Below are 21093 nucleotides of genomic sequence, written 5' to 3' on the forward strand. Positions count from 1 at the left end.
CAAGTAGATGGAAGCAGGGGAAGACATGGATCAGCGCGAGAAACCCTCGCCGGACCAGATCCGGCGGGCACGGCAAGTCAATCCGAAAATACGCGAGCGCGATCTCGCCGCCCAATTGGGCATTTCGGAAGCAGAACTGGTTGCGGCCGATTGTGGTCACACCTCGTTGCGCATCGAGCCGCGAGTCAATGATCTGCTGACCGGCCTCCAAGCGGTCGGCGAGGTGATGGCGTTGACCAGCAATCAAAGCGCCGTGCACGAGAAGATCGGCGTCTATGACAAGGTGCTCACCGGTAACCAACATGCCCTGGTGCTCGGCGACGACATCGACCTGCGCATCTTCCCGAAAGCGTGGGCCCATGGCTTTGCCGTCGAGATTCGAGACGGCGGCGACATCCGCCGCAGCCTGCAATTCTTCGATGCCGCCGGCGAGGGGGTGCACAAGGTGCATCTCAGGTCGGCCTCCAACCTGTATGCCTATCAGAAGCTGGTGGCGGAGCTCGAATCCTCTCACCAGGAGCCGATCGTGTCGATTAAGGCGAGCGAAGCGGACCAGGACGCAGAGGTTCCGGACCAAGTCGGTACGGTCGACGACCTACGCGCGCACTGGAGCGGGCTGACCGACGTGCATCAGTTCTTCGACATGCTGAAAACGCTTAAGCTCAGCCGCTGTCAGGCGATGCGCATGGTGGGCCAGGATTTTGCCTGGCGGCTCGACAAAGGTGCCGTTGGCGCCGTGTTCGAACACGCGGTCGAAGCTGAGATGCCGATCATGTGCTTTGTCGGCAATCGTGGCTGCATCCAGATCCATTCCGGTCCGATCAAGTTGCTCAAGCCGGTCGGGCCGTGGATCAATGTGCTCGACGAGACCTTCCACCTGCATCTCAGGACCCACCACATCCGCGAGGTTTGGGCTGTGCGCAAGCCGACCGGTGACGGTCACGTCACGTCAATCGAAGCCTATGGCGCCGACGGCAAGATGATCATCCAGTTCTTCGGCACGCGCAAGGAAGGCGAACGCGAGCGCGGCGACTGGCGGTTCCTGGCCGAGAGCCTGCCGCGTATCCCAACCACGACCGCAGCGGGAGGTAAAAATCCATGAGTGTTGCTTTCCGTTTCCGCTCTTTCCTCGCGCCGATGCTCGTCGTACTGCTGGCCGCCACTTTGCCTGCTGAGGCCAGTAAGGGCGTAGCTGTCTATTCCGGCCCGTCGCGGGCCGCCTCGATCGGCGGCTCCATCACCGAGATCGGCTACGCGCTTGGCGAGGAAAGCGATCTCGTCGCTGGCGATCTGACGAGCCACCCGAAAGCCGCGCTGAAGCTGCCCGAGGTCGGCTACATGCGTCAGCCATCGCCGGAGGGTGCTCTGCCGGTCGATCCATCGAGGGTTCTCCCCCTGCATGGCAGCGGACTCAAGAAAGCCGTCGCCGTGCTGAAGAAATCGAACGGGTCATTCATCGAAGCACCCAAGCATTACAGCCGTGAAGGCATGCGCGGAACAATCCGCGTCGTCGGCAAGGCGCTCGGCGTTGAAGCCGAGGCCGAAAAGTTGGCGGCCGAGATGGATGAAAAGCTGAAGGCAGCCGAAAAGCAGACCTCATCGATCAACGAACGCAAGCGCATCGACTCCGTGCAGTCGAGCGAGGGGGCAAGCCCCCTGCGCTTGGCAGCAGCGGCCCTCGCGGCGGCGTCCTGGAGCTCCTAGACCAGAAGCCGTTCGTTGAAGTTGAACAGCCAGGTCAAACATGGTGCACGCGCCCGCCTGCGACGCCGGTTGACTGAAGCACTGGTCCGGCGCCGCAGCGGAACCAGGATGGCTATGTCTGCTGGAAACGCCCACGCAGCAGGATTGTCGTTCGAGGCTCGGCGCCAGACGTGCCGATCGGCCGCACCCAGCTTAACGGTAGCGCACAGGGACGGAAACTACAGGCGCTTTTAACAGACGGTTGGCCCCTGCATATGCTCGAAATGTGTTGGCAAAGGGGATTAGAAGAATGCATCGCCCATGGCGTCACTTTTCCTTTGATCTGCGGCCGGAACGCAGCGTTCAGCATGCTCGCACAGTGAGGATGCAGCTTCAGGATTGCGTTGGCACAAAGGGGCGCTCAGCACCTGAAGGAGAGCTCGCAGACATGGAGAATTCACGATGAACGCTTTCGTCACCCGGGACGGCTCCAGATGGATGCCGCAATATCTGACTGCTGTCGATGGCGCGACTTGCATTGGCTGCGGCCGCTGTTTCAAGGTATGCTCGCGCGAGGTCATGCACCTTTACGGCATCGATGACGCGGGTGTAGTCCTCGGCGTCTGCGACGGCGAGGACGACGACTTCGATGGCGAGCTCAATCGCATGATCATGGTCGTCGACAATGCCGGCCGCTGCATTGGCTGTGGAGCCTGCGCCCGCGTCTGCCCGAAGAACTGTCAGACCCATGTCGCTGCCGACGAGGTTGCTGCCTGATCTGCCGGACAACCAGCGAGAACGGTACCAAATTCGCCCATCACTATAGCTGTCTCAGCACGGGCGATTGGCCAACTATGGATCTGGAGATGGGATTCGACCAGCATGTGCTTGCTTGTGTCCTCTCGCGTACCCTCGAAGAGGTCGAGGCCGGCCAGGCGACTGCGACTGAGGCAACCGGCCTCTCGCGTGCCGAGCTACAGGATGTTCTGACCCGCAGTTTCCCTGCTATCTCTGCCAACGTTTTCGCCCTGGAAGAGGTGAGCGACCCCGATGCGGAGCTGGAGGAAGAACTTCTACGCGGCCTGCTGCTCGCGCATGCCCGGCCGGGCGAGGACGCGAGCGCCCGCTTCGCCAAGATCATCGCCCGGCGCGCCATGCGCAATAACCATCTCTGGCAGGACCTGGGCCTGTTCAATCGGGGCGAACTCAGCCGCTTGCTTGCCACCCACTTCCCGACACTGGCGGCCGGCAACACCGAAAACATGAAATGGAAGAAGTATTTTTATCGCAAGCTTTGCGAGGCCGACGGTTTTACGCTATGCGCCGCGCCCAATTGCAGTGAATGCAATGAGTTCGAAAGCTGCTTCGGCCCGGAGGAAGGCGAAAGCCGCCTCGCACGGATCGAGAACGGGATCGCGTTGGATTAACAGCCGCTTCCGTCAGTGGGACGGGCCGCCAAGGCTCAAGCCGCGCCATATGTCCCTTGTCGGCGTTTTGAGGTTTCGAAGGCTGCGCCTGCCGGTCCGGTGCCCACCACGCTTGCTTTGCGCTCGCGGTTGGCGGCGGTGCTGAAGCACATGTTCTCGACAGGGTTTGCATCTCTCGCTGCGCTAGGCTGAGGGCCTCTTTCTGCCAGGCGGTCTAGATTTCGCGCTTTGGGCCGAGCAGGAACACTGTCAGGGCGGCGAGAAACGTTGCGACTGCGCTGTAGGCAAAGACAGTGGTAGGGCTGACATGATCCACCAGCAGTCCGCCAAAAATCGCGCCGGCTGCGATGGCCACCTGAAAGGTTGCGACCATCAGCACGCCGGCGCTTTCGGCCTGCTCGGGAGCGGCGTGCAGCACCATCCACGTTTGCAACCCCACCGGCACAGCGCCGCCGGCAAAGCCCCATACGGCAACCGCAATCCTCGCGGCCGAGGCCGATGCTCCCAGCGTCAGCAGCGACACAGCGGCTATTGCTATGAGCAGGGGAGCCAGGGCCGCGGCCGCCTTGAGGCTGTGCCTTGCTACGAAGCTGCCGGCGAAATGGCCGAAAAAGCCGCCGATGCCAAAGGCGAGCAACACTTGCGAGATCTCCTCGGCATCGAGCACGGGAACCTTTTCGAGGAAGGGGCGCATATACGCTAAGCCGGCGAAGTGGCCGGAGGCGGTAAGCAGGATGACCAAAATCGCGACCTTGATCGTCGGATTCTTGGCCACATCCAGCAGACTGCGCAAGCTCGCCACTCCAACCGGAGGCAATCTCGGAATGGTTATCAGTTGCACCAGCAATGTAGCGGCGCCAACCACTGCGGCGACCATGAACGGGGCTTGCCATCCCCACATATTGCCGACGTAGACGCCGAATGGAGCCGCGCAAACGCCAGCGACGGAAACTCCCGAGAGGATTATCAACAGGGCGCGCGCCAGGAGGTGACTTGGAACAAGCCGCCTCCCCACCGAAGCCGAAATCGACCAAAAGCCTCCGAGCGCTATGCCGAGCACGACGCGTCCGGTCAGGAAAACCGGAAACCACGCGACGGCCGACAAAACGTTCGACAGGATCAGCAGCAGCGTCATTTCGCACATGACGGTCTTGCGGTCCAGGCGCTTTGTGATGATGGCCATGGTCGGGGCCGAGATCGCCGCGGCGACCGCGGTCGCTGTCAGCGCCTGTCCAGCCGCGCCGTCGCTGACACCGAGATCATCCGCGATCGGAGTCAGCATACTGGCAGGCAGAACCTCTGCCGTCACCAGCCCGAAGGTGCCCAAGGCAAGCGAAATGACCGCACCCCATGCGGGACCGGAGCGTTGATCGGGCTTGTTCGGGTCGTCCGGAACAGCGTCCATGACGCCTGTCGCGTGTTGGGTCACGAATAGGGACTCCAGTTTGGATGCGCTGCGACATGGGGAGGTTGCGTTTAACCCGCACTACGCCAGCGCCTTTCCCGGCGGCGTTGCACGGAGGAGGGGATGTTCATCGCTTCGCGATATTTTGTGACGGTACGGCGCGCAATGTCGATGCCGGTTTGCTTGAGCTTGACGACGATGTCTTCGTCGGAAAGCACGGCATCGGGCAATTCCGCAGCGATTATCCCCTTGATCCGATGGCGGACAGCTTCGGCGGAGTGCGCGTCGCCGCCCTGGCAGGAGGCGATCGCGGCGGTGAAAAAATACTTCAGTTCGAACACGCCCCGCGGGGTAAGCATGTGCTTGTTCGAGGTCACCCGGCTTACCGTCGACTCGTGCACGTCGACGGCGTCAGCGACGGTCCTGAGGCTGAGAGGCCGCAGGTGGTCGACGCCGTGTTCGAAAAAGGCGTCCTGCTGGCGGACGATTTCAGTTGCTACCTTAAGGATCGTATTGGCTCGATGGTCGAGGCTGCGGACGAGCCAGCTCGCCTTTTCCAAGCATTCGTTGATAAATGTCTGATCTTTCGAATTTTGGGAGGAAAGGCGTGAGACTTCGGCATAATAGGTTCGGTTAATCAACACCTTGGGCAGTGTCTCTGGACTAAGTTCGATCTCCCATCCACCTCCGGGCTTGGGCCGGACCCAGACGTCGGCTGTGATGGATTCCGGCCCTGCGGAATGGAATCGATTTCCAGGCCTGGGATCGAGCGCCCGGATTTCTTGCCACATCTCGAGAAGGTCGTCTTCATCGACGTGGCAATGCTGCTTCAAGCCCTTAAAGTCGCGATGCGCAAGCATCTCAAGATGGGCAACCAATGCTTCCATCGCAGGGTCGAACCGGTCTCGCTGGCGCAACTGTATCGCGAGGCATTCGCTGAGGGTTCGCGCAAAAATTCCCGGTGGATCGAACTGCTGCAAGGTTCCGAGAACCCGTTCCACATCAGCCTCCCGCACGTTCAGGCTGCCGGCCAGCTCCAAAAGGTCTACCTGAAGATACCCAGTGTCTTCCAGAAGCGCGGCAAGCTCGCGAGCCATCAGCCGCTCCTGCGGTGTGAATGCAGTGAGGGCAATTTGCCGAGCGACATGGTCGTGCAATGTATCGGTGGCGGCGGCAAAATCCTCCACGGTATGACCGCCTTCGGACGGGGTGTTGTTTTTGTTGCGCGTTGAATTCCCTTGGCTAAGCCGTTCCGGCGACCTGGCGCGCATGCGCCCATCATCGTCGTTTCCGCGTCCGCCGATCTCGCGGATCGTCCGCCGAAATCGACCAGTTATCGCCAGAAGCCTCGCCATCATTTGGCGCGCGATCCAAAAGCGGATTCTGCATGATTTCCTGGTCCACGAACTGCTGCAATTCGGTGTGCGCCAATGGCAGCAAGCCAACCGACGCGATGAGTTGACGCGATAGAACCATAGATTGCTTCTGGCGCTGAAGCAGGCTTGCTGAGGTTTGCATGATAGCTCGAACTCCTGGCGAGGGGCTCTGGGGACTGTGAGGCGCTTCATGCGAAGCGCCTTAGAGTCTGTTTTTTGCAGGTCATTGCACCAATACTGCCCGACCGTTTTGGGCGACATGACCTAGATCAAGCGCCGGCCCTCAGCGTTTCAAGAATGTTCTGGGGGGACGAGACGCCATAGGGGTCGGTCTCGCAGTTGTCGGAGAAACCTTCCTCCTCGAACCACCGCTCCACCACGCCATTGTTGATCAGAGCGGCGTAACGCCAGGAGCGCATACCGAAGCCGAGATTATCCTTGGCGACCAGCATGCCCATCTTGCGCGTGAACTCGCCTGAGCCGTCGGGAACGAGCTCGACCTTCTGCAGCCCCAAGGCCTTTCCCCACGCATTCATGACGAAGGCATCGTTGACGGAGACGCAGTAGATCGCTTCAATGCCCAGCTTCTCAAACTCGTCATAGAGCTCTTCGAAACTGGGCAGTTGGTAGGTCGAGCAGGTCGGGGTGAACGCGCCCGGCAGCGAGAAGATGATGACGCGCTTGCCGGCAAAGTAGTCGTCGGATGTCTTTTCTTCCCACCGGTATGGATTTGGCCCCTGGACTGAATCATCGCGAACACGCGTGAGAAAGGTGACGAAGGGAACCTTCTTGTTAACGGTCATCAATATTGCTCCTCTAGATGAAACCTGGTGCGTTGCCCCTCGGTTGGCTGACGCAACGCCGGCATGCCGGCACGAGATGAGGCCTTGGCCGCTACCGATTTTCCCGTCTCCTCGGGGGACGTCTTGGCTCCTGGTCTTGTCATCCGAACGAGCGACAGGAGTCGCCTGTTTCAGCAGCTTGGCCAGTCCTTTCACGGCTTCGGTCGGCCCCAGACCAGCCAAGCGCAAGGCAGGCACAGAGCACGGACCTGTGGAGGATGAGACGGTGTCCCGATGTTCAGCTGGGATGACGACGGCTTCCTCTGGCGGTCGTATAGAGCTTCGCCTATAGCCATGGTTCTGGTCGCTTCCTTCGTGCTTTGATGGGCTCTACCCATGGGGCTGCAAGCTCCATGCCATTTCACGTGAAGGCGTCGTCGGACTGCTAATTTCAGAAACCCTTTTTGGCTTGTGCAGGAGCACGTGCCTCCGCCGAGACCGAGCGCGCCGCACACTTGGTCACTCAGAACCGAGCAAAGGTGCTGAATGTCGGGGAAATCAGCGCTTCCGCGTCGGCTCGAGAGACGAAAACCTGTCCAGGCGGGCCGAGCCGAGCATTGGCGCACACCGGCGGGTACTGCAGCGACCGCGTGACGCTTTGCCTCTGGAGTGTTCTTGTGTGCGCAGGCACGGCAATCTGCAAAAACGCCGCTGTCGCAGTACTACCGGTCGCGCGCTGTTGTGACTCCCCTGCCAAGGAAGGTCTTTTGATGCCTTCCAGCTCTTCAGCAAGCGCACGGGCTCCGACAAGTTGAGGATCGAGTTCGGCTCGGGTCATGGCGTTTGCGTGAGTGGAGATTCCTTGATTTGGTCTCCCCGTGCGTGTCTAACCGCAAACGTTCTTGTGTCCGAAGCTGGACAATGATGTCGCAAGCCCGACCAAAAGGTCGCCAAGGCCGGGCCGCCGGTATCGGGCAAGTGGTGCAAAGCAAACCGTGCGCTAATCGGCACGCAACATGCTCTAATGAGTTTGTCAGGGCGGACGTCAGCAATGCTTGTGGAGCTCAGCGGCGGTGACAACCTGAACTAACGCGGCGGTGCTTATGGACCAAGGACGACATCGAAACCCTGCTGCTCGAGTTCGCGACCGATCTCATCTGCGCTTGCGCGCAGGTGGGCTGCATCGTGTAACAGACTCTCACGGCGCCTGAGCCGGGACGTACACATGGCGGTAGTCGACTTAGTAACCAGCGGTGCGATCTCGTCGAGCGCATGAGCCCCGACGTTCAGGAGAAGCCAAAATGGCGACGAACCCGGTTCCAGATCATGTCCCGCCCGAAATGGTGAGGGACTTCAGCCTGTTTACCTCGCCGGGCATGGCACCGACGCCCAATGGGGACCCGCACGCAGCTGTCGCCTGCGCCCATGCCGGGCCGCCGATCTTTTATTCCCCCTTCAACACGCGTGATGGCCGGGGCACCTGGGTCATCACTCGCGCCAGAGATCAGCGCAGGGTGCTGCAGGACGCCGAAACCTTTTCCAGCCATCGCAGCATCTTCGCCTCCGCGCTGGGCGAAAACTGGCCGATGATTCCGCTTGAACTCGATCCACCGGCCCATGGCGTCTTTCGTTCACTGCTCAATCCGCTGCTTTCGCCCAAGAGGGTGGGGGTGTTGGAAGCGGCTATCCGCGCGCGGGCGATCACGCTGACTGAGAGGATCGCCGCAGCGGGCACAAGCTGCGACGTCATGAAGGATTTTGCCTTTCCCTTCGCGGTCAACATCTTCCTTCGCTTTCTGGGATTACCGGATCACCGACTGCATACATTCGTCGGCTGGGCGAACGATCTGCTCCACGGTGACGATGTGAAACGACCGGCTGCGGCCCGTACTATTGTGGCTTTCATCGACGAACTTGCAGGCGCTCGCCGCAAAGAACCGGCCGACGATTTCATGACCTTCGTCGTGCAGGCACAGGTCGAGGGCCGCCGGCTGACCGACGAGGAAGTCCGTGGCATCGGCGTGCTTCTGTTTGTTGCGGGACTCGATACAGTTGCAGCCGCGATAGGCTTTGACTTGGCCTATCTCGCGCGCAACCGAAAAGACCAGGAATGGCTGCGGAGCAAACCGGACCGGATCGTGCCTGCCGCCGAAGAATTGCTGCGCGCCTATCCGACCGTGCAAATGATCCGCGTGGCGAAGAAAGACATCGACTTCGAAGGCGCCCCGATCCGTAAGGGGGATTATGTTTCCTGTGCCACGATGATTGCCAATCGTGACCCAGCGGAGTTCGAATCCCCCAACACGATCGATCTGGCGCGACCGGACAACCGCCACGCCGCCTTCGGCTATGGTCCTCACCGCTGCCTTGGCTCGCACCTCGCCCGGCGGGAGATCGTTGTCGGCCTAGAGGAGTGGCTGGCGCGCATCCCGGCCTTTCGGATCAAGGAAGGTACGGCCCCCATTACCTCTGGCGGGCATGTGTTCGGGATCGAAAATCTGATCCTGGACTGGTCCTGACTAAGGCCGTGCGGAGCCGCGGCAAGACAAATGGAGGCAGCGCTATGCGCATCATCGTGAACAAAGCCAAATGCCAGGGTCACGCGCGATGCTGGGCGCAAGCGCCGCACATCTTTGTGGTTGATGACGAGGGTTACATCCTGCCCGGCGACATTGAGGTTCCGGAGGGAGAGCGACCGCTTGCGTCACGAGGCGCGCGATCTTGCCCCGAGCGTGCGCTGGAAATCGACCCTTCACCCGCCGCGCGGGTAAAATCGGGCGTCCCCCAACCGAAAGTCGGACGAGTTTAGTTGGGGTGGAGCGATGGCGCCGCGCGCTGGAAAGGCCGGCGCTCGCAGCCTCGTCCTACGATCGTGCTCGCCCTACTACGAAGGGGGCATCTGACACATCGAAGTGTTCCCCACAATTCACAAGCGGCATGCGGAGTCCGCGAAGCACCTCTTTTCAATCTTAGAATTTACGACAGAGACGATGGACAAGGTATGGACAAGGTATGGACAAGGTAACGACAAAAATTGCCGAACTCCTCGACCGTGAGGCGATCCGCGACTGCCTCTATCGGTACTGCCGCGGGATAGACCGCGCGGACGAGGCGGCGCTGCGCAGTTCGTACTGGCCCGATGCGCATGACAATCACGGGGCATATTGCGGCTTGGCAGAGGGCTTCATCCAATTCGCGCTCGGTGTCTTCAAGACCGGACCCCGCAACATCCATCAGGTCACGAACATCCTGATCGAATTCAGCAGCCCGGTGGAGGCGGGCGTCGAGAGCTATTTCAACGCGTTGCAACGTGGGACGGACAAAGACGGAGAAGTACGCCAGGTGCTCCTTTGCGGCCGTTATTGCGACCTGTTTCAGAAGAGGGAAGGGGAGTGGCGGATTGCAATACGGACGGTGGTCTACGATTGGCTGGAGGAGCAAACCCCACCAGCGGTTCCCGAAGCAGAATGGTTCGGCTTGCGCCAACCGATGGGAGCACCGCATCCGGATGACCTGGTCTACGCGCTCGGGAAGCGCTGCATTCCTTCTCGCCACAATGCCTTCAGAGGTTCCCAACCGGTGAGCTGCAGCGGCAGTGGTGACGAAAGACTATGACGAATTTTCAATGCCACAGTACTTCCGGCCAATGCCTGATCGGTGAAGTTGCGGCCGATAGGACTGCCTTTCGGCCCCGCGACAGCGTGACCGCGACAGCGGTCTGCTCTGTCGCCACGATCCCGCCGACGATGCTGGTCTGCATCGATTTGCGGGACCTCGGCAGAGCCGCTCATGAAGGCAATCGCCTGTCCTCGAAGGGCCCTTCAACAGCTTCGCCTGCCAAATCGAGAGTTGGGCCGCTGCCGAAGCGCGCGAGCTGAGTCAGGGGCCGCAACTGGCACTCACCAGGACGTGCGGCCTTACCGCGACGGATCGTTCCCCGTCTGGCCGTCGAAGGGCTGGGTCCGCTGCGGCTCGTCGCGGAGAAGTTCTTATGAAACACGCCGGGCCTATCGTCATCATTACAAGCGCCGCGCGCGGGATCGGCCGCGCGCTCGTCGATATTTTTGCCGGAACTGGAGATACTGTTGTTGCCGTGGACATTCCGGGCAGCGGCGTGGTTGAACTGGCCGGTGGTCTCGGCTACCCGCATCTCGGCCTCGAATGCGATGTCTCGCGACAAGAGGATATCCTCGCGCTTTACGACCGGGTTGATGCACAGTTCACGCAGATCGGCGTCCTCATCAACAACGCGCCGGTCGGACGCACCATGGCGGCGGCTGTCGACACCAGGGTCGACGCCTTCCGACGCGGTCTGGCAGTAAACCTGAATGGGGCGTTCGTCATGGCCCGCGAAGCGGCGAGACGGATGCAGTCGGGTGGTGCCATCGTCAACCTCGCTTCGCTGGCCGGCGTGATCGGCAATCCGAATTGCAACGCCTACGCAGCCACGAGAGCGGGCCTGATCTCGTTGACGAGGTCACTGGCATATGAGTGGGCTTCTCGCGGCATCCGCGTGACGGCGGTAGCGCCGGGCTACGTGCGCACGCCGATGGTCGCGGAACTGGAAGGCGCGGGCAAATTGGACCTCGCGGCGGTGCGTCGCAGCGTGCCGATGGGGCGCATGGTGCGCTCCGACGAGATCGCCCGGGCCGTGCGTTTTCTGGCCAGCACGCAGGCGCGTTACATCACCGGATCGGTGCTGCTGGTCGACGGCGGCTGGATGTCGTTCAACCAGCCGGGGGAAGCGCACCCGCCGCAGGACGGAACGCCTGGAGCCGAACTCGCCCGGCCGGCCGAACGTACCGACGCGCGCGAATCGTGCTCGTCACGGGCGGCGGGAACGGTATAGGTGCGGCCGTCGTTCGCCGCTTTGCCGCGAACGGCGATACCGTCGTGATTGCTGATAGAGATGGCGCTGCAACGGCAGAGCTCGCTGGATTGCTCGACGGCAAGCACCTGGTGAAATGCGTCGACGTGGCCGTCGAGAGCGAGGTGGTGACGCTGTTCCAGGAGCTGCGGGGGCGCTTCGGCCACATTGATGTCCTCGTCAACAGTGCTGCTGTCGCCGACACTTTCGTGCCGCGCATCGAACCACTGTCGGACCAGATCGAACGGGTCCTGGATGTCAATCTCACCTGCGCGCGCGAGGCGATCAAGGCGATATGCCCGGGCGGCGTGATCGTCAATCTCGGGCCGATCAACAGCGTTCTGCCGTTCGCGCCGCGCCAGGCCTACCGTGCCGCAAAGGTGCGGATGGACATCCTGACCCGGAGCATGGCGGCCGAACTCGGGCCGATCGGCATTCGGACCGCAGCCGTCGCTGCCGGTTATATCCGCACGCCTGCCCTTGCTCAGTTGGCGAAGGCCGGCCACATCGATTTGACAGCGATCAGACGGCGCATCCCGATGGGGAGGATGGGACAGCCGGAGGATGTTGCTCATGCAGTGTTCTTCCTTGCTTCGTCTGACGCTTCATACGTCAACGGCTCAATCCTCTGCGTGGACGGCGGCTGGACCTTGTTCAGTGATGCGGGAATGGCAACGAACTCGATGACGAACATTTAGCGGAGGCCGCGGGTTTGTCACCGACCATTCGTCAAGCGAACGGGCTGCGGCTCATCGAAGCCCAGGATTTCGCGGGCCTCAGGCTCGGGCTGGGCGAGGCGCCGCAACGCGGCCTGCGATCGAGAATGTCGTCTTTGGCTATGACGGAGACGTTCCTCGGGGTCGAAGCAGGTCCAAGCCTTCTGGCGCGGCTTGGCGAGCGGTTTGCCGCAAAACCATGCCGCCGCCAAGGGGGATCGACATCACGGCCAACCCAATCTGTGCGCGTGCCGAGCACATCCCCTGATCGGCCAGTCCCTCTGCAACAAGGAAACACCATGGAATTCGCGACCTTCATCCTGGCCGCCCAGCGCGGATATCATCAATCGTCCGACAGCGTCATCCGCAATTCCATCGAACAGGTTCTCGTTTCGGAGCAGGCCGGCTTTAACACCGCGTGGTTCGCCGAGCACCACTTCAACAATTACAGCCTCATTTCGTCGCCCCTGATGATGGTGGCGCACTGCGCCGGCGTGACGAGCACCATTCGCCTCGGCACTGCCGTGTGCGTGCTGCCGCTTTATCAACCGCAGCGCCTGCTTTCCGACATCGGCTTTGCCGACATCGTTGCGAACGGCCGTCTCGAGCTCGGCGTCGGCTTGGGATACCAGCAGTTCGAGTTCGAGCGCTTCGGTGTCAATGTCGATGAGGCGCCGGCGGTGTTTTCGGAATATTTGGACATCCTTCTGAAGGGTCTCAACCAAGACATCTTCGAACACGACGGCCAGTATGAGAAGATACCCCCGACGGCGATTTCGGTGCGCACTGTCCAGAAGCCGACCCCGCCCATCTGGATCGCCAGCGGGTCCGCCCGCATGGGCCGGGCCTATCGAGACGGGCACAACTGTTTTGTCACAGCCCTCCACAATGGCTTGGAGAGTTTGAGCACCCTGCGCCAATCGATCGAGACGGCGGCGGCGGCCGAGGGTAAGAAGGCCACGGAGGTCAAGATATCGCTGCTGCGCTGCTGCTATGCCAGCGACGACGAGGCGGAGATCAACAGCTATCTCGACAATGCCCGTTTCCAGCGCCGGCTGTCTGAAGCACTGCATCAGCGCCGCCAGCAGAGCCAGGACGGCTATCTGTTGGAGGAAACGCCGACGCAGCAGGACCTTTCGTTCAAGGCTATGCGCGAGAACCTGCCGATCGGCAGCGTGAATCGCGTGATTGATCGGCTGCTGGAAGAGATCGATGTCTTGAAACCGGACCAGATCGCAATTCAGACCCAATTGGGGGATTTCGACCAAAAGACAATGCTGCGCCAGATCGAGCTCTGGGGAGACAAGATCATCCCGGCGGTCAACAAGTCGCTTCGGCCATGCTGAGGCTAGGACCTTCAAGTTCGCGACGACCTATTCACTAGATCATTGGCTTGGCGCTGTTCGGCATCGGGCAGCTCTGGCCAACGGAGGAACCAGTGGTCACCAGACGAAAGGCCAATGAAGATGTCGACTACCATTAGCGAGCGCCCCCGCAACATACTCCCCTGAGATGATCTGCCCATGACACCATTGTCTATCGCGACGGGATCATGGCGACGGACAGCCGCGCCTATTCGGGCGACAGGAGCCCGATCGGCTTCAAGAAAAACTGCACGTCCTGCCCGTTGGCGCCATGGTCGCGTCCTCGTCGCGCGACGTCGGCAAGACCGACGCCTCGCCAAATGGTGCATCCAGGCGGTCAACGAAGGCCATCCCCTGCCCGAGCGCGCCCATGACCACCACATCGAGGTCCAGGCGCTGCTGGTGTGGACCGACGGCACCGTCCACTACTGGAAGGACCTGCTTCACCGGCCCGCTCGAGGCGCCCTTCATCGCGATCGGCTCCGGCTGGGAGTTTGCACTGGGCGCGCTGCACGCGGGCGCAACTGCCGAGGAAGCGGTCGGGATCGCCAGCGAGTGCGATCCCTTAACCGGCGGGCCGATCCAGACGACGAAGGTCATGCCTGTCGAGCTTGCCTCCCCCTATTTCGAAGAAGCGCAAGCGTCGGCCGGCGCGCACGCGCGTGGTCAAGAAGAGCCCGACCCGCGCGTTGGGCACATGCGCCGGGCGGCGCGACCAGAGCTAAAGCCAGGGAGGTCCTTGAATGAAGCATTGATCTCTTTGCATATCATGGTCTCCAATGATGATATGCGAGGAGATCATAAGCTTTGACTTCAGGCGATCGCCGAGATACGTTGGCGTATCATCGTGCATTGGAATGGTCCGGATAGGTGTCATGATGGACTCAGAATCAGAAGTTCTGCGTCAAATCGGCGCCCTTTTTAGGCAGGCGAGGCTGGCGGCTGCCATGACGCAGGAGCAGGTCGCTGATTTGGCGGGCATATCCCGTCCCCGCTATCGCGACATTGAAAAGGGAACCGCAGCAGCGCGTGCGACGACGCTCATGAATGTCGCTCGCGCGCTCGGTCTAGAAATGATGCTGGTTCCGCAAGTCATGGTGCCGGCTGTCCAGGCTTTATTGCGTCCGCACGACGATGACGATCGACCTGCCTTTGTTTCTCAACCTGACGATGACGATCATGGCTCCAGTCTTCCGCGCACCTAAGACGATCCCGTCGCTGGACGTGCTCCTGAACGCACTGAAGGTCGGCACAATCGTTAGGACGCCGGGCGATTTCAACGCGTTCAACTTCGATGAGGCTTACCGCGCGACGGGCGGCTTTCCGGTTTTCAGCCTGTCGTTCCGGGCAGCGGCGGGAGGATTGCGGAAAGATCCGAAGCCTCTGGCGGGCGCTTTGCCCGCTTTCTTCGCGAACCTCCTGCCGGAGGAGAAATTGCGCGAGGCGATGGAAAAGCACCACGAAGGTAATGTGCGCCCAGGCAATGATTTCGATCTTTTAGCGGCGCTGGGCGCCGATCTACCGGGAGCCGTACGGGCATTGCCCAGTGACGGCGCGATAGCGGTCACGCAGGATCCTTCAATGGATAAGCCCAAGGCTCGGTTCTCACTTGCCGGTGTGCAGATGAAGCTGTCAGTCATGAAGAACACTGGAAAAGGCGGCGGCCTGACCTTGCCGATGGACGACGAGCAAGGCCGGTACATCGCCAAGTTTCCTTCAACGGTGTTTCCGGGCGTTTCCGAGAACGAATTCGCCAACTTGGCGCTGGCCGCAGCAATCGGCATGGAGGTGCCTGAATGCGAACTGGTCGAGAAGTCCGATTTTGAGGGCATTCCCGAAGAATTCAACACGCTGTCCGAGGGCAAGGTCCTTCTCGTCAAACGTTTCGATCGCGGCGCCGATGGCGATAGGATTCACATCGAGGATTTTGCTCAGGTCTTCGGTGTCTATCCCTCGCGCAAATACGAGGGCGCTGCTTACCATGACATAGCCTCGGCTCTTGGCGTGGCCGTCTCGACTACGGCTGCTCTCGAATTCGTCCGCCGCTTGGCGCTGACTGTCATCACCGGCAATGGCGACATGCACCTAAAGAACTGGTCGTTGATCTATCGCGGAAACGGCTTTAAGCCGGCCCTTTCACCAATCTACGACCTACTGTCGACCGTGCCATATCTTCCCGCGGACGCCATGGCGCTTTCGCTTGGAGGAGAGCGCTCGTTCAAGGCGCTAGCAGCACCGCGATGGAAAGCATTTGCGAACCGTGCAATGCTTCCGGAGCCGGCAGTCCTGAAGGCAGTGGTCGAGACCGTCGAACTCGTCAACGAGCACTGGTGGCATCTGCCTGAGCGCGACGTTGTCGCGAAGAAAGTGCTCGAGCGGATCGACGAGCATGTGAAGGCGATGACGCCGATACTGAACTCCTGCGCCGAGAAGTGAGCCGAACCCTCTTGGTTTAACGATATGGCGGAATGATCGCCCGCGCCGGTGGCCCAGCGTCACTTGGCAGGCTTCTCCCTTTTTGTTTCGCGTCAGTTTTGTCCGATGTCGAACGATGTCGGATATGCGACATAGTCGCCGTAGAACTATGATGTTCTTTATAAGCACGTTTTGTCATTGGCACAGTACATGCAGGTTCCGGTGCAAGCCTTAGGTGCTGAGGGAAAAAACGCTTGTCGCATGCAGATGATGTTTATCCGGTGCTCTGGCTGCGGCGAATTGGACCAACAAAGATAGCGTTGCGAAAGTACGGCTCCGGCAAAACTCATCCAACATGGCGGTTAAGCGGCCCGACAGTCATCTCCGACAAGCGACGACATCAACTGAGCGTTCTCGAGTGCCCGTCAAGGTGGCAGGCTGGAGCGATACAGAGGTATGCGTAGACCGACGTTCTCGCTGCGGTCTCCCCGATCAAAATCGCCTCAGACTCGCTGCCTTTCCGGTCTGCGAGGTAAACGGGTCGCAAGTAACGGAATCCGACACATTGTCGTCTTTGTCGGGTCCGCGACACAGGCTGCTTTAGCCAATCTCTTGTTGCCTCGGGCTAAGTGGCTGAAAAGCAATCACAATTTTTTGCTTCGGCCCAACTCAGCCGAGTTGGCACGAGTCTTGAAACCCTTAGAGTCCGTGCCGAAACTCATTGATGTCGCGCGATGCGTCGCACAAGGATCATGACGGCTGCTGCGTAGAGGAAAGCTGTTGCGGATTCGATGGTTGCCTCGGCGTCCTTCCATAGCCGCCTGTTGCGGCTGATCCAGGCAAAGAAGCGTTCCACCACCCAACGTCTCGGTTGCACGGCGAAGCCGACCTGATCAGGTTTTCTTTTGACGATCTCGACAGCGATCGAGGTGGCCTCGGCCACACGCGGTCCCTGATATCCAGAATCGGCGAACACCTTTCGGATGAAGGGGAATGGTCGCCGCGAGGCGTTCAGGACCGGGCCGGCGCCGTCGCGATCCTGGATGCTGGCGGGATGCGGATATAGGACGAGAGCCCGACCGTCGGTGTCGACCAGCGCATGGCGCTTGCGGCCTTTGATCTTCTTGCCGGCGTCATAGCCACGCGGCCCGCCACTCTCGCAGGTCTTCACGGTCTGGCTGTCGATGATGGAGGCCGTGGGTGAAGCCTCTCGGCCGCAACGTTCGCGATCCAGCATCAGGAGCTTGTGGTTGATCTTCTCGAACAGGCATGTGTCGCGGAACAGGCAAAACCAGCGAAACACCGTGCTCCTCGGCGGAAAATCCGATGGCAGAAGACGCCACCCGATCCCGCCGCGCATGACGTAGAAGATCGCGTTCACGATCTCGCGCAATGGCCATTTGCGCGGTCGCCCCGTCGGGCAGGCCGTGGGCATGAGTGGCGCGATCAAACTCCACTCTGCGTCCATCATGTCTGTTTCGTAACGCAGGCTTTCGCGGTTATGCTGGCGGCGAGTAGCTGGCGTCCACATCAGGTCTCTCCAATCAGGCTTCGACAACCCGTTGGAATCACGACCGCGCCAGCTGCTCAACCCCTTCGGCGAGATCAATAGTGGAGCACATGTTTGTGTGGATGTAGATTCACACGAATCCACTAACACATTGAATTAGAATTATATAATCATGGCTCAAGACGCCCGTCGCCCGCCTTTGCCTGACTAGGCAGGATACGGAAAAACGTGACACAGCTTTCCGAAGCGCTCATCGAACACCACGATCGCTAGTGATCACGACCGAATCACACCTATCCGACACAGGCGCCGACCGTTCAAAAAGACCAAGCGCGTCCGGACGCTCTGGCCGGCAAAGCCACCGCTCCGAATTTTCGAGACGGGCTCTTAGTGAAAGGCGGCGAGAGCTGCCGACCGGCATCCTACGGCGGGCAGCCGCAAATGGAACAAAAGAAGGAAAGCTACATGTCAGGTCTGCGTCAGATCGCGTTCTACGGCAAGGGCACCCCAGTCGCGGCAAAAATGCCGCTCATCGGAGGGAGGTGATAATGGAACCGAACCCCCAGAAGAAGAGCTGGCGCAAGCGCATCGCCATAGGTGGCATTGCGATAGTGGCGCTTGCCGGCGTCGGCGTCCCTGGCGCGCTCAGCCAGGATTACGAGCGCATGCAGAGCTTTGGCATGGGCTGCGGCGACGGCGGGCCCGGCATGCACATGCAGGACTTCCGCCGCGCGACGGAGTTCGACAGGCGTCAGTTTGAGCGCACGCTCGAGGAGATCGACGCCACACCCGAGCAGGAAGAGAAACTGTGGGAGATCAGGGGCAAGTTCCTCGACGGTGTCAGCCCGATCATCCTCGGCTTCCTCGAAACCCTGGAGGATTTCGACAAGCTGCCAACCATCGACCGCGAGGCGGCGGAGAAGCTGCGGGCCGAGTTCGTCGCGGCGGTCGACGGAGTCTTGCGCAAGCTGACGAAGGCGCTGTTCGACGCCGAGGCGGTGCTGACGCCCGAGCAGTGGGAGGAGCTGGTCGAATAGGATCGTAGCTGGCACCCGCTGGTAAGCTTTGTACCGGCACAGTTTCGATCGGAGCAGACAAACGAGCATGCGGATCAGGTTCTCATCGTCGACGACGACAGGCGCCTGTCCGCCCTGCTCGCGAAATATCTGACAGGCAACGGCTTTCGCGTGAGATGCGCTCGCCAGCTCCGCCGCCGCTCTAGCCTCTCGACTACCTCCCACAGAAAAGGAACATGCATGAGCAGCCTCGCCGAGGCCATCAAGAACGAAGCTCTGCGGATCGGCGCTGACCCTGGCGCCCCAGGTCGCTACGACGCCTCTGACGCCAACAACGGCGGCGCTGCGGGCATCGTTCGCGACAAGGTCGAGCAGCAGATGGAGCAGCACAAGGCGAAGGCCGCTGCCCTTTTGGGCGGCAACTATGTGCCCCAGGTCGACAACCCCTACGTCGATACTAACGCTCCAGACAACAACACCAACGTCTACGCCCGCAGCCAGACGCCTCCGAACGACTGGGGAATTGATGACGCTGCGGTGGACCGTGGCCTCGGTGGTCGGGCACGTTTCGACGTGGCTGGACAGCTCACCACGAGCGAGAACCCTCGAGCCCGCCTTCCTGGCTTCGCCGTCTTCGAGCAGGGCGCTGGCACAGTGGACCACGCGGTCCCAGACGCCTCAGCATCGGTTCGCGCAGTGGCCCTGGAGCGCAAGCTGATGGGCAACCGCAACTCGGTCTACCGGGTCGCCAAGCGCGACTACGTGGCCGAGGGATCGTCGCTCCTCAATCCGCTAGCTCGTGCCCGCAAGGCCGACGAGTTCAACCACGCGGTCAACGCCTACATGACCGACCCGCATCCATCGCCCGACGCGAACCCTCACGTCGTCCAGGCAGCGAATGCCCGCAAGCAGTTCTACGATGCATGGGCCGACGAGCTGGAGCGAGCATTCCCCGGCCGCACGGTCAAGCAGAACGGCTTCTACTCGCCAAAGGTGGCGGACCACAATCGGATCTCCGAAATCGACCGTATGGTGGACGAGGAGACGATGCAACGATTCATCGCCGAGAGCATCCGCCGCGCCCATGGGGAGATTGAAGACGACCTCCTAAAGAAGATGGCGAAGGGCTACTGGGCCAATATCCGCAAGGCCGGCTACGGCATCGAGGACAGCATCTCCGGGGCTCTCGGGATGGGCGACAAGCAGGGCTTTAAGGACGCCTTCAAGCGAGCCCTACAGGACTCCGAAGGCATCGCCGACGAGGACCTGGACAAGGTCTACGACCTGTTCTCCGGTGTTGTGGACCACACCAAGAAGACCATGGACGGGGACAAGGGCGTCGGCTATCTCAAGCGCCGCACCGTCATGGATTACGCCTACTCGGCCAACGTCCGGACCCGCGACGGTGGCTCGATCCCTCTGAAGATCGATGACGTGTTCCTTCAGGACGCCGAGTTCCTCGACCACCGCTATGCCCGCACCATGTCCGGCCGTGTGGCGTTCGCCGACACCAAGATACGCGACCCCAAGACGGACGAACTGATCTTCGACGGCATCCGCTCCGAGGCCGATCTGGAGAAGGCCAAGAACTGGGTCCGCGAAGGCTTCCGCCAGACCGGCAAGCCCATCGCCAAGGTGGAGGCCAAGATGGACAACGCCATCGAGAGCCTCGACTTCGGCTGGAAGCGCGTCAACGGCATCCCGGTGTACGGCCAAGAGACGGCTTACGCCCAGTGGATCCGCCGGCTCAAGGCCATGCAGTTCATCCGCCTCATGCCCAACATGGTCCTCAATCAGGTTCAGGAAAGCTGGAAGGTGGCGGAGATGACGGGCTTCCGAGCGTCGATGTCCCAGCTCCCCGCAATCCGCCGTATGGTGGACGAAGGCGGCCGATCGATCCCCAAGAGGGACGCTCTACTGGCCGAGCTGGAGCACATGACGGGCATCGGCCTGGACGGTCTGGTCGGCAAGTTCGACTTCCGCTTCGCTGACGACCGCATCGGCGCGGGGGCTTCCTCCAGGCTCGCTAACTGGCTCGATATGGCTCTCGATTGGGGACAGCGAATGACGGCTGAGGTGATGCGCGGCATTCACGAGTACCAACAGAAGTGGGCGGCCAAGGCTGTTTCCCAGCACCTATTGGACATGGCTCGAAAGACCGCCGTTGAGGGTGGCGGGTTCGACCTATCCCGGCTGGGCGGCGAAGGCCGCGAGCGGCTGGCCGCGGTAGGCATGGGCGACGAACAGGCCAACCTGATCTTCGGGAACCTCCTCAAACACGCCGAAAAGGACGGGCGAAAGCTCGTGTCGCTCGGCTCGAACAAGTGGGACCCGGAGGCTGTGATCCAGTTCTCCTACCTCATCAACAGGTACACCGATCGCCTCGTTAAGAGGAACGACGTGGGCAGCCTAGCTGTGGAGTCTCAATAGGTTCCGGTCAGACCGAGGCGGCTGATGGGCGGTTTTGAGCCGGTACTTGCTATGGCTGGAGCGATACAGAGGTATGCGTAGACCGACGTCCTTGCTGCGGTC

General features: G+C 60.9%; 18 protein-coding genes and 1 pseudogene. 14 read left to right on the plus strand and 5 right to left on the minus strand.

Annotated features, from left to right (window positions below; all coding sequences use genetic code 11):
* Positions 1–25 precede the first annotated feature (25 nt).
* The 4 genes from ACG873_RS31595 (at position 26) to ACG873_RS31610 (ending at position 3110) form a co-directional block, all read left to right on the plus strand.
* Positions 26–1102, plus strand: coding sequence for a hemin-degrading factor (locus ACG873_RS31595; RefSeq protein WP_394889893.1), 1077 nt, complete (start codon positions 26–28; stop codon positions 1100–1102).
* Entirely contained in the window at positions 1099–1704 is a 606-nt protein-coding gene (locus tag ACG873_RS31600; RefSeq protein ID WP_394889894.1) for an ABC transporter substrate-binding protein, read from the plus strand. Before ACG873_RS31595 ends, ACG873_RS31600 begins: the two co-directional genes overlap by 4 nt.
* Before the next feature lie 441 nt (positions 1705–2145).
* The gene (fdxB, locus tag ACG873_RS31605) at positions 2146–2460 is read left to right on the plus strand and encodes a ferredoxin III, nif-specific (RefSeq protein ID WP_394889895.1); all 315 of its coding nucleotides are present in this window, start codon (positions 2146–2148) and stop codon (positions 2458–2460) included.
* A gap of 77 nt (positions 2461–2537) precedes the next feature.
* A complete protein-coding gene (locus ACG873_RS31610; protein WP_394889896.1) occupies positions 2538–3110 on the plus strand; it encodes a nitrogen fixation protein NifQ in 573 nt (190 codons plus the stop codon).
* Between the two features lie 214 nt (positions 3111–3324).
* Here ACG873_RS31610 and ACG873_RS31615 read toward each other — a convergent pair whose 3' ends face one another.
* The 3 genes and pseudogenes from ACG873_RS31615 to ACG873_RS31625 all read right to left on the minus strand — a co-directional run bounded on the left by ACG873_RS31615 (position 3325) and on the right by ACG873_RS31625 (position 6694).
* Positions 3325–4539 carry an MFS transporter gene (locus tag ACG873_RS31615; protein WP_394889898.1) on the minus strand — a complete coding sequence of 405 codons (1215 nt, stop codon included), beginning with the start codon at positions 4537–4539 and terminating at the stop codon, positions 3325–3327.
* Between the two features lie 47 nt (positions 4540–4586).
* Positions 4587–6033: pseudogene (rpoN, locus tag ACG873_RS31620) on the minus strand (RNA polymerase factor sigma-54).
* A gap of 127 nt (positions 6034–6160) precedes the next feature.
* Positions 6161–6694: a peroxiredoxin gene (locus ACG873_RS31625; protein ID WP_394889900.1), complete on the minus strand. Its 534-nt coding sequence runs from the start codon at positions 6692–6694 to the stop codon at positions 6161–6163.
* Positions 6695–7974: 1280 nt separating this feature from the next.
* Here ACG873_RS31625 and ACG873_RS31630 point away from each other — a divergent pair.
* From ACG873_RS31630 to ACG873_RS31655, 6 genes are all read left to right on the plus strand, one after another.
* Positions 7975–9192 carry a cytochrome P450 gene (locus ACG873_RS31630; RefSeq protein ID WP_394889902.1) on the plus strand — a complete coding sequence of 406 codons (1218 nt, stop codon included), beginning with the start codon at positions 7975–7977 and terminating at the stop codon, positions 9190–9192.
* A gap of 44 nt (positions 9193–9236) precedes the next feature.
* The gene (locus tag ACG873_RS31635) at positions 9237–9482 is read left to right on the plus strand and encodes a ferredoxin (RefSeq protein WP_394889904.1); all 246 of its coding nucleotides are present in this window, start codon (positions 9237–9239) and stop codon (positions 9480–9482) included.
* A 203-nt stretch (positions 9483–9685) separates the two neighbouring features.
* The gene (locus tag ACG873_RS31640; RefSeq protein ID WP_394889906.1) at positions 9686–10288 is read left to right on the plus strand and encodes a nuclear transport factor 2 family protein; all 603 of its coding nucleotides are present in this window, start codon (positions 9686–9688) and stop codon (positions 10286–10288) included.
* Between the two features lie 376 nt (positions 10289–10664).
* A complete protein-coding gene (locus tag ACG873_RS31645; protein ID WP_394889908.1) occupies positions 10665–11522 on the plus strand; it encodes an SDR family oxidoreductase in 858 nt (285 codons plus the stop codon).
* A complete protein-coding gene (locus tag ACG873_RS31650; protein WP_394889910.1) occupies positions 11492–12238 on the plus strand; it encodes an SDR family oxidoreductase in 747 nt (248 codons plus the stop codon). The genes ACG873_RS31645 and ACG873_RS31650 overlap by 31 nt, the downstream gene beginning before the upstream one ends.
* Before the next feature lie 317 nt (positions 12239–12555).
* Complete coding sequence (locus ACG873_RS31655) at positions 12556–13602, plus strand: LLM class flavin-dependent oxidoreductase (RefSeq protein ID WP_394889912.1); 1047 nt, start codon at positions 12556–12558, stop codon at positions 13600–13602.
* A gap of 255 nt (positions 13603–13857) precedes the next feature.
* On the opposite strand, the gene ACG873_RS31660 is transcribed toward ACG873_RS31655, so the two are convergent.
* The gene (locus tag ACG873_RS31660) at positions 13858–14220 is read right to left on the minus strand and encodes a hypothetical protein (RefSeq protein ID WP_394889914.1); all 363 of its coding nucleotides are present in this window, start codon (positions 14218–14220) and stop codon (positions 13858–13860) included.
* Between the two features lie 278 nt (positions 14221–14498).
* Here ACG873_RS31660 and ACG873_RS31665 point away from each other — a divergent pair, with 278 nt between their 5' ends.
* Together ACG873_RS31665 and ACG873_RS31670 are read left to right on the plus strand one after the other, a co-directional pair.
* Positions 14499–14825, plus strand: coding sequence for a helix-turn-helix domain-containing protein (locus ACG873_RS31665; protein WP_394893798.1), 327 nt, complete (start codon positions 14499–14501; stop codon positions 14823–14825).
* Positions 14800–16056, plus strand: a complete 1257-nt coding sequence (locus ACG873_RS31670) for a type II toxin-antitoxin system HipA family toxin (RefSeq protein WP_394889915.1) — start codon at positions 14800–14802, stop codon at positions 16054–16056. The genes ACG873_RS31665 and ACG873_RS31670 overlap by 26 nt, the downstream gene beginning before the upstream one ends.
* A 697-nt stretch (positions 16057–16753) precedes the next feature.
* Here the strand turns inward: ACG873_RS31670 and ACG873_RS31675 are convergent.
* A complete protein-coding gene (locus ACG873_RS31675) occupies positions 16754–17566 on the minus strand; it encodes an IS5 family transposase (protein WP_394889916.1) in 813 nt (270 codons plus the stop codon).
* A 527-nt stretch (positions 17567–18093) separates the two neighbouring features.
* Here ACG873_RS31675 and ACG873_RS31680 point away from each other — a divergent pair.
* On the plus strand, positions 18094–18582 hold the full coding sequence (locus ACG873_RS31680) for a Spy/CpxP family protein refolding chaperone (protein WP_394889917.1): 489 nt from the start codon (positions 18094–18096) through the stop codon (positions 18580–18582).
* Between the two features lie 219 nt (positions 18583–18801).
* Positions 18802–20991: a hypothetical protein gene (locus ACG873_RS31685; protein WP_394889919.1), complete on the plus strand. Its 2190-nt coding sequence runs from the start codon at positions 18802–18804 to the stop codon at positions 20989–20991.
* Positions 20992–21093: the final 102 nt, after the last annotated feature.

It is taken from the genome of Allomesorhizobium aridi, assembly GCF_043769475.1.
Taxonomy (GTDB): Bacteria; Pseudomonadota; Alphaproteobacteria; order Rhizobiales; family Rhizobiaceae; genus Allomesorhizobium.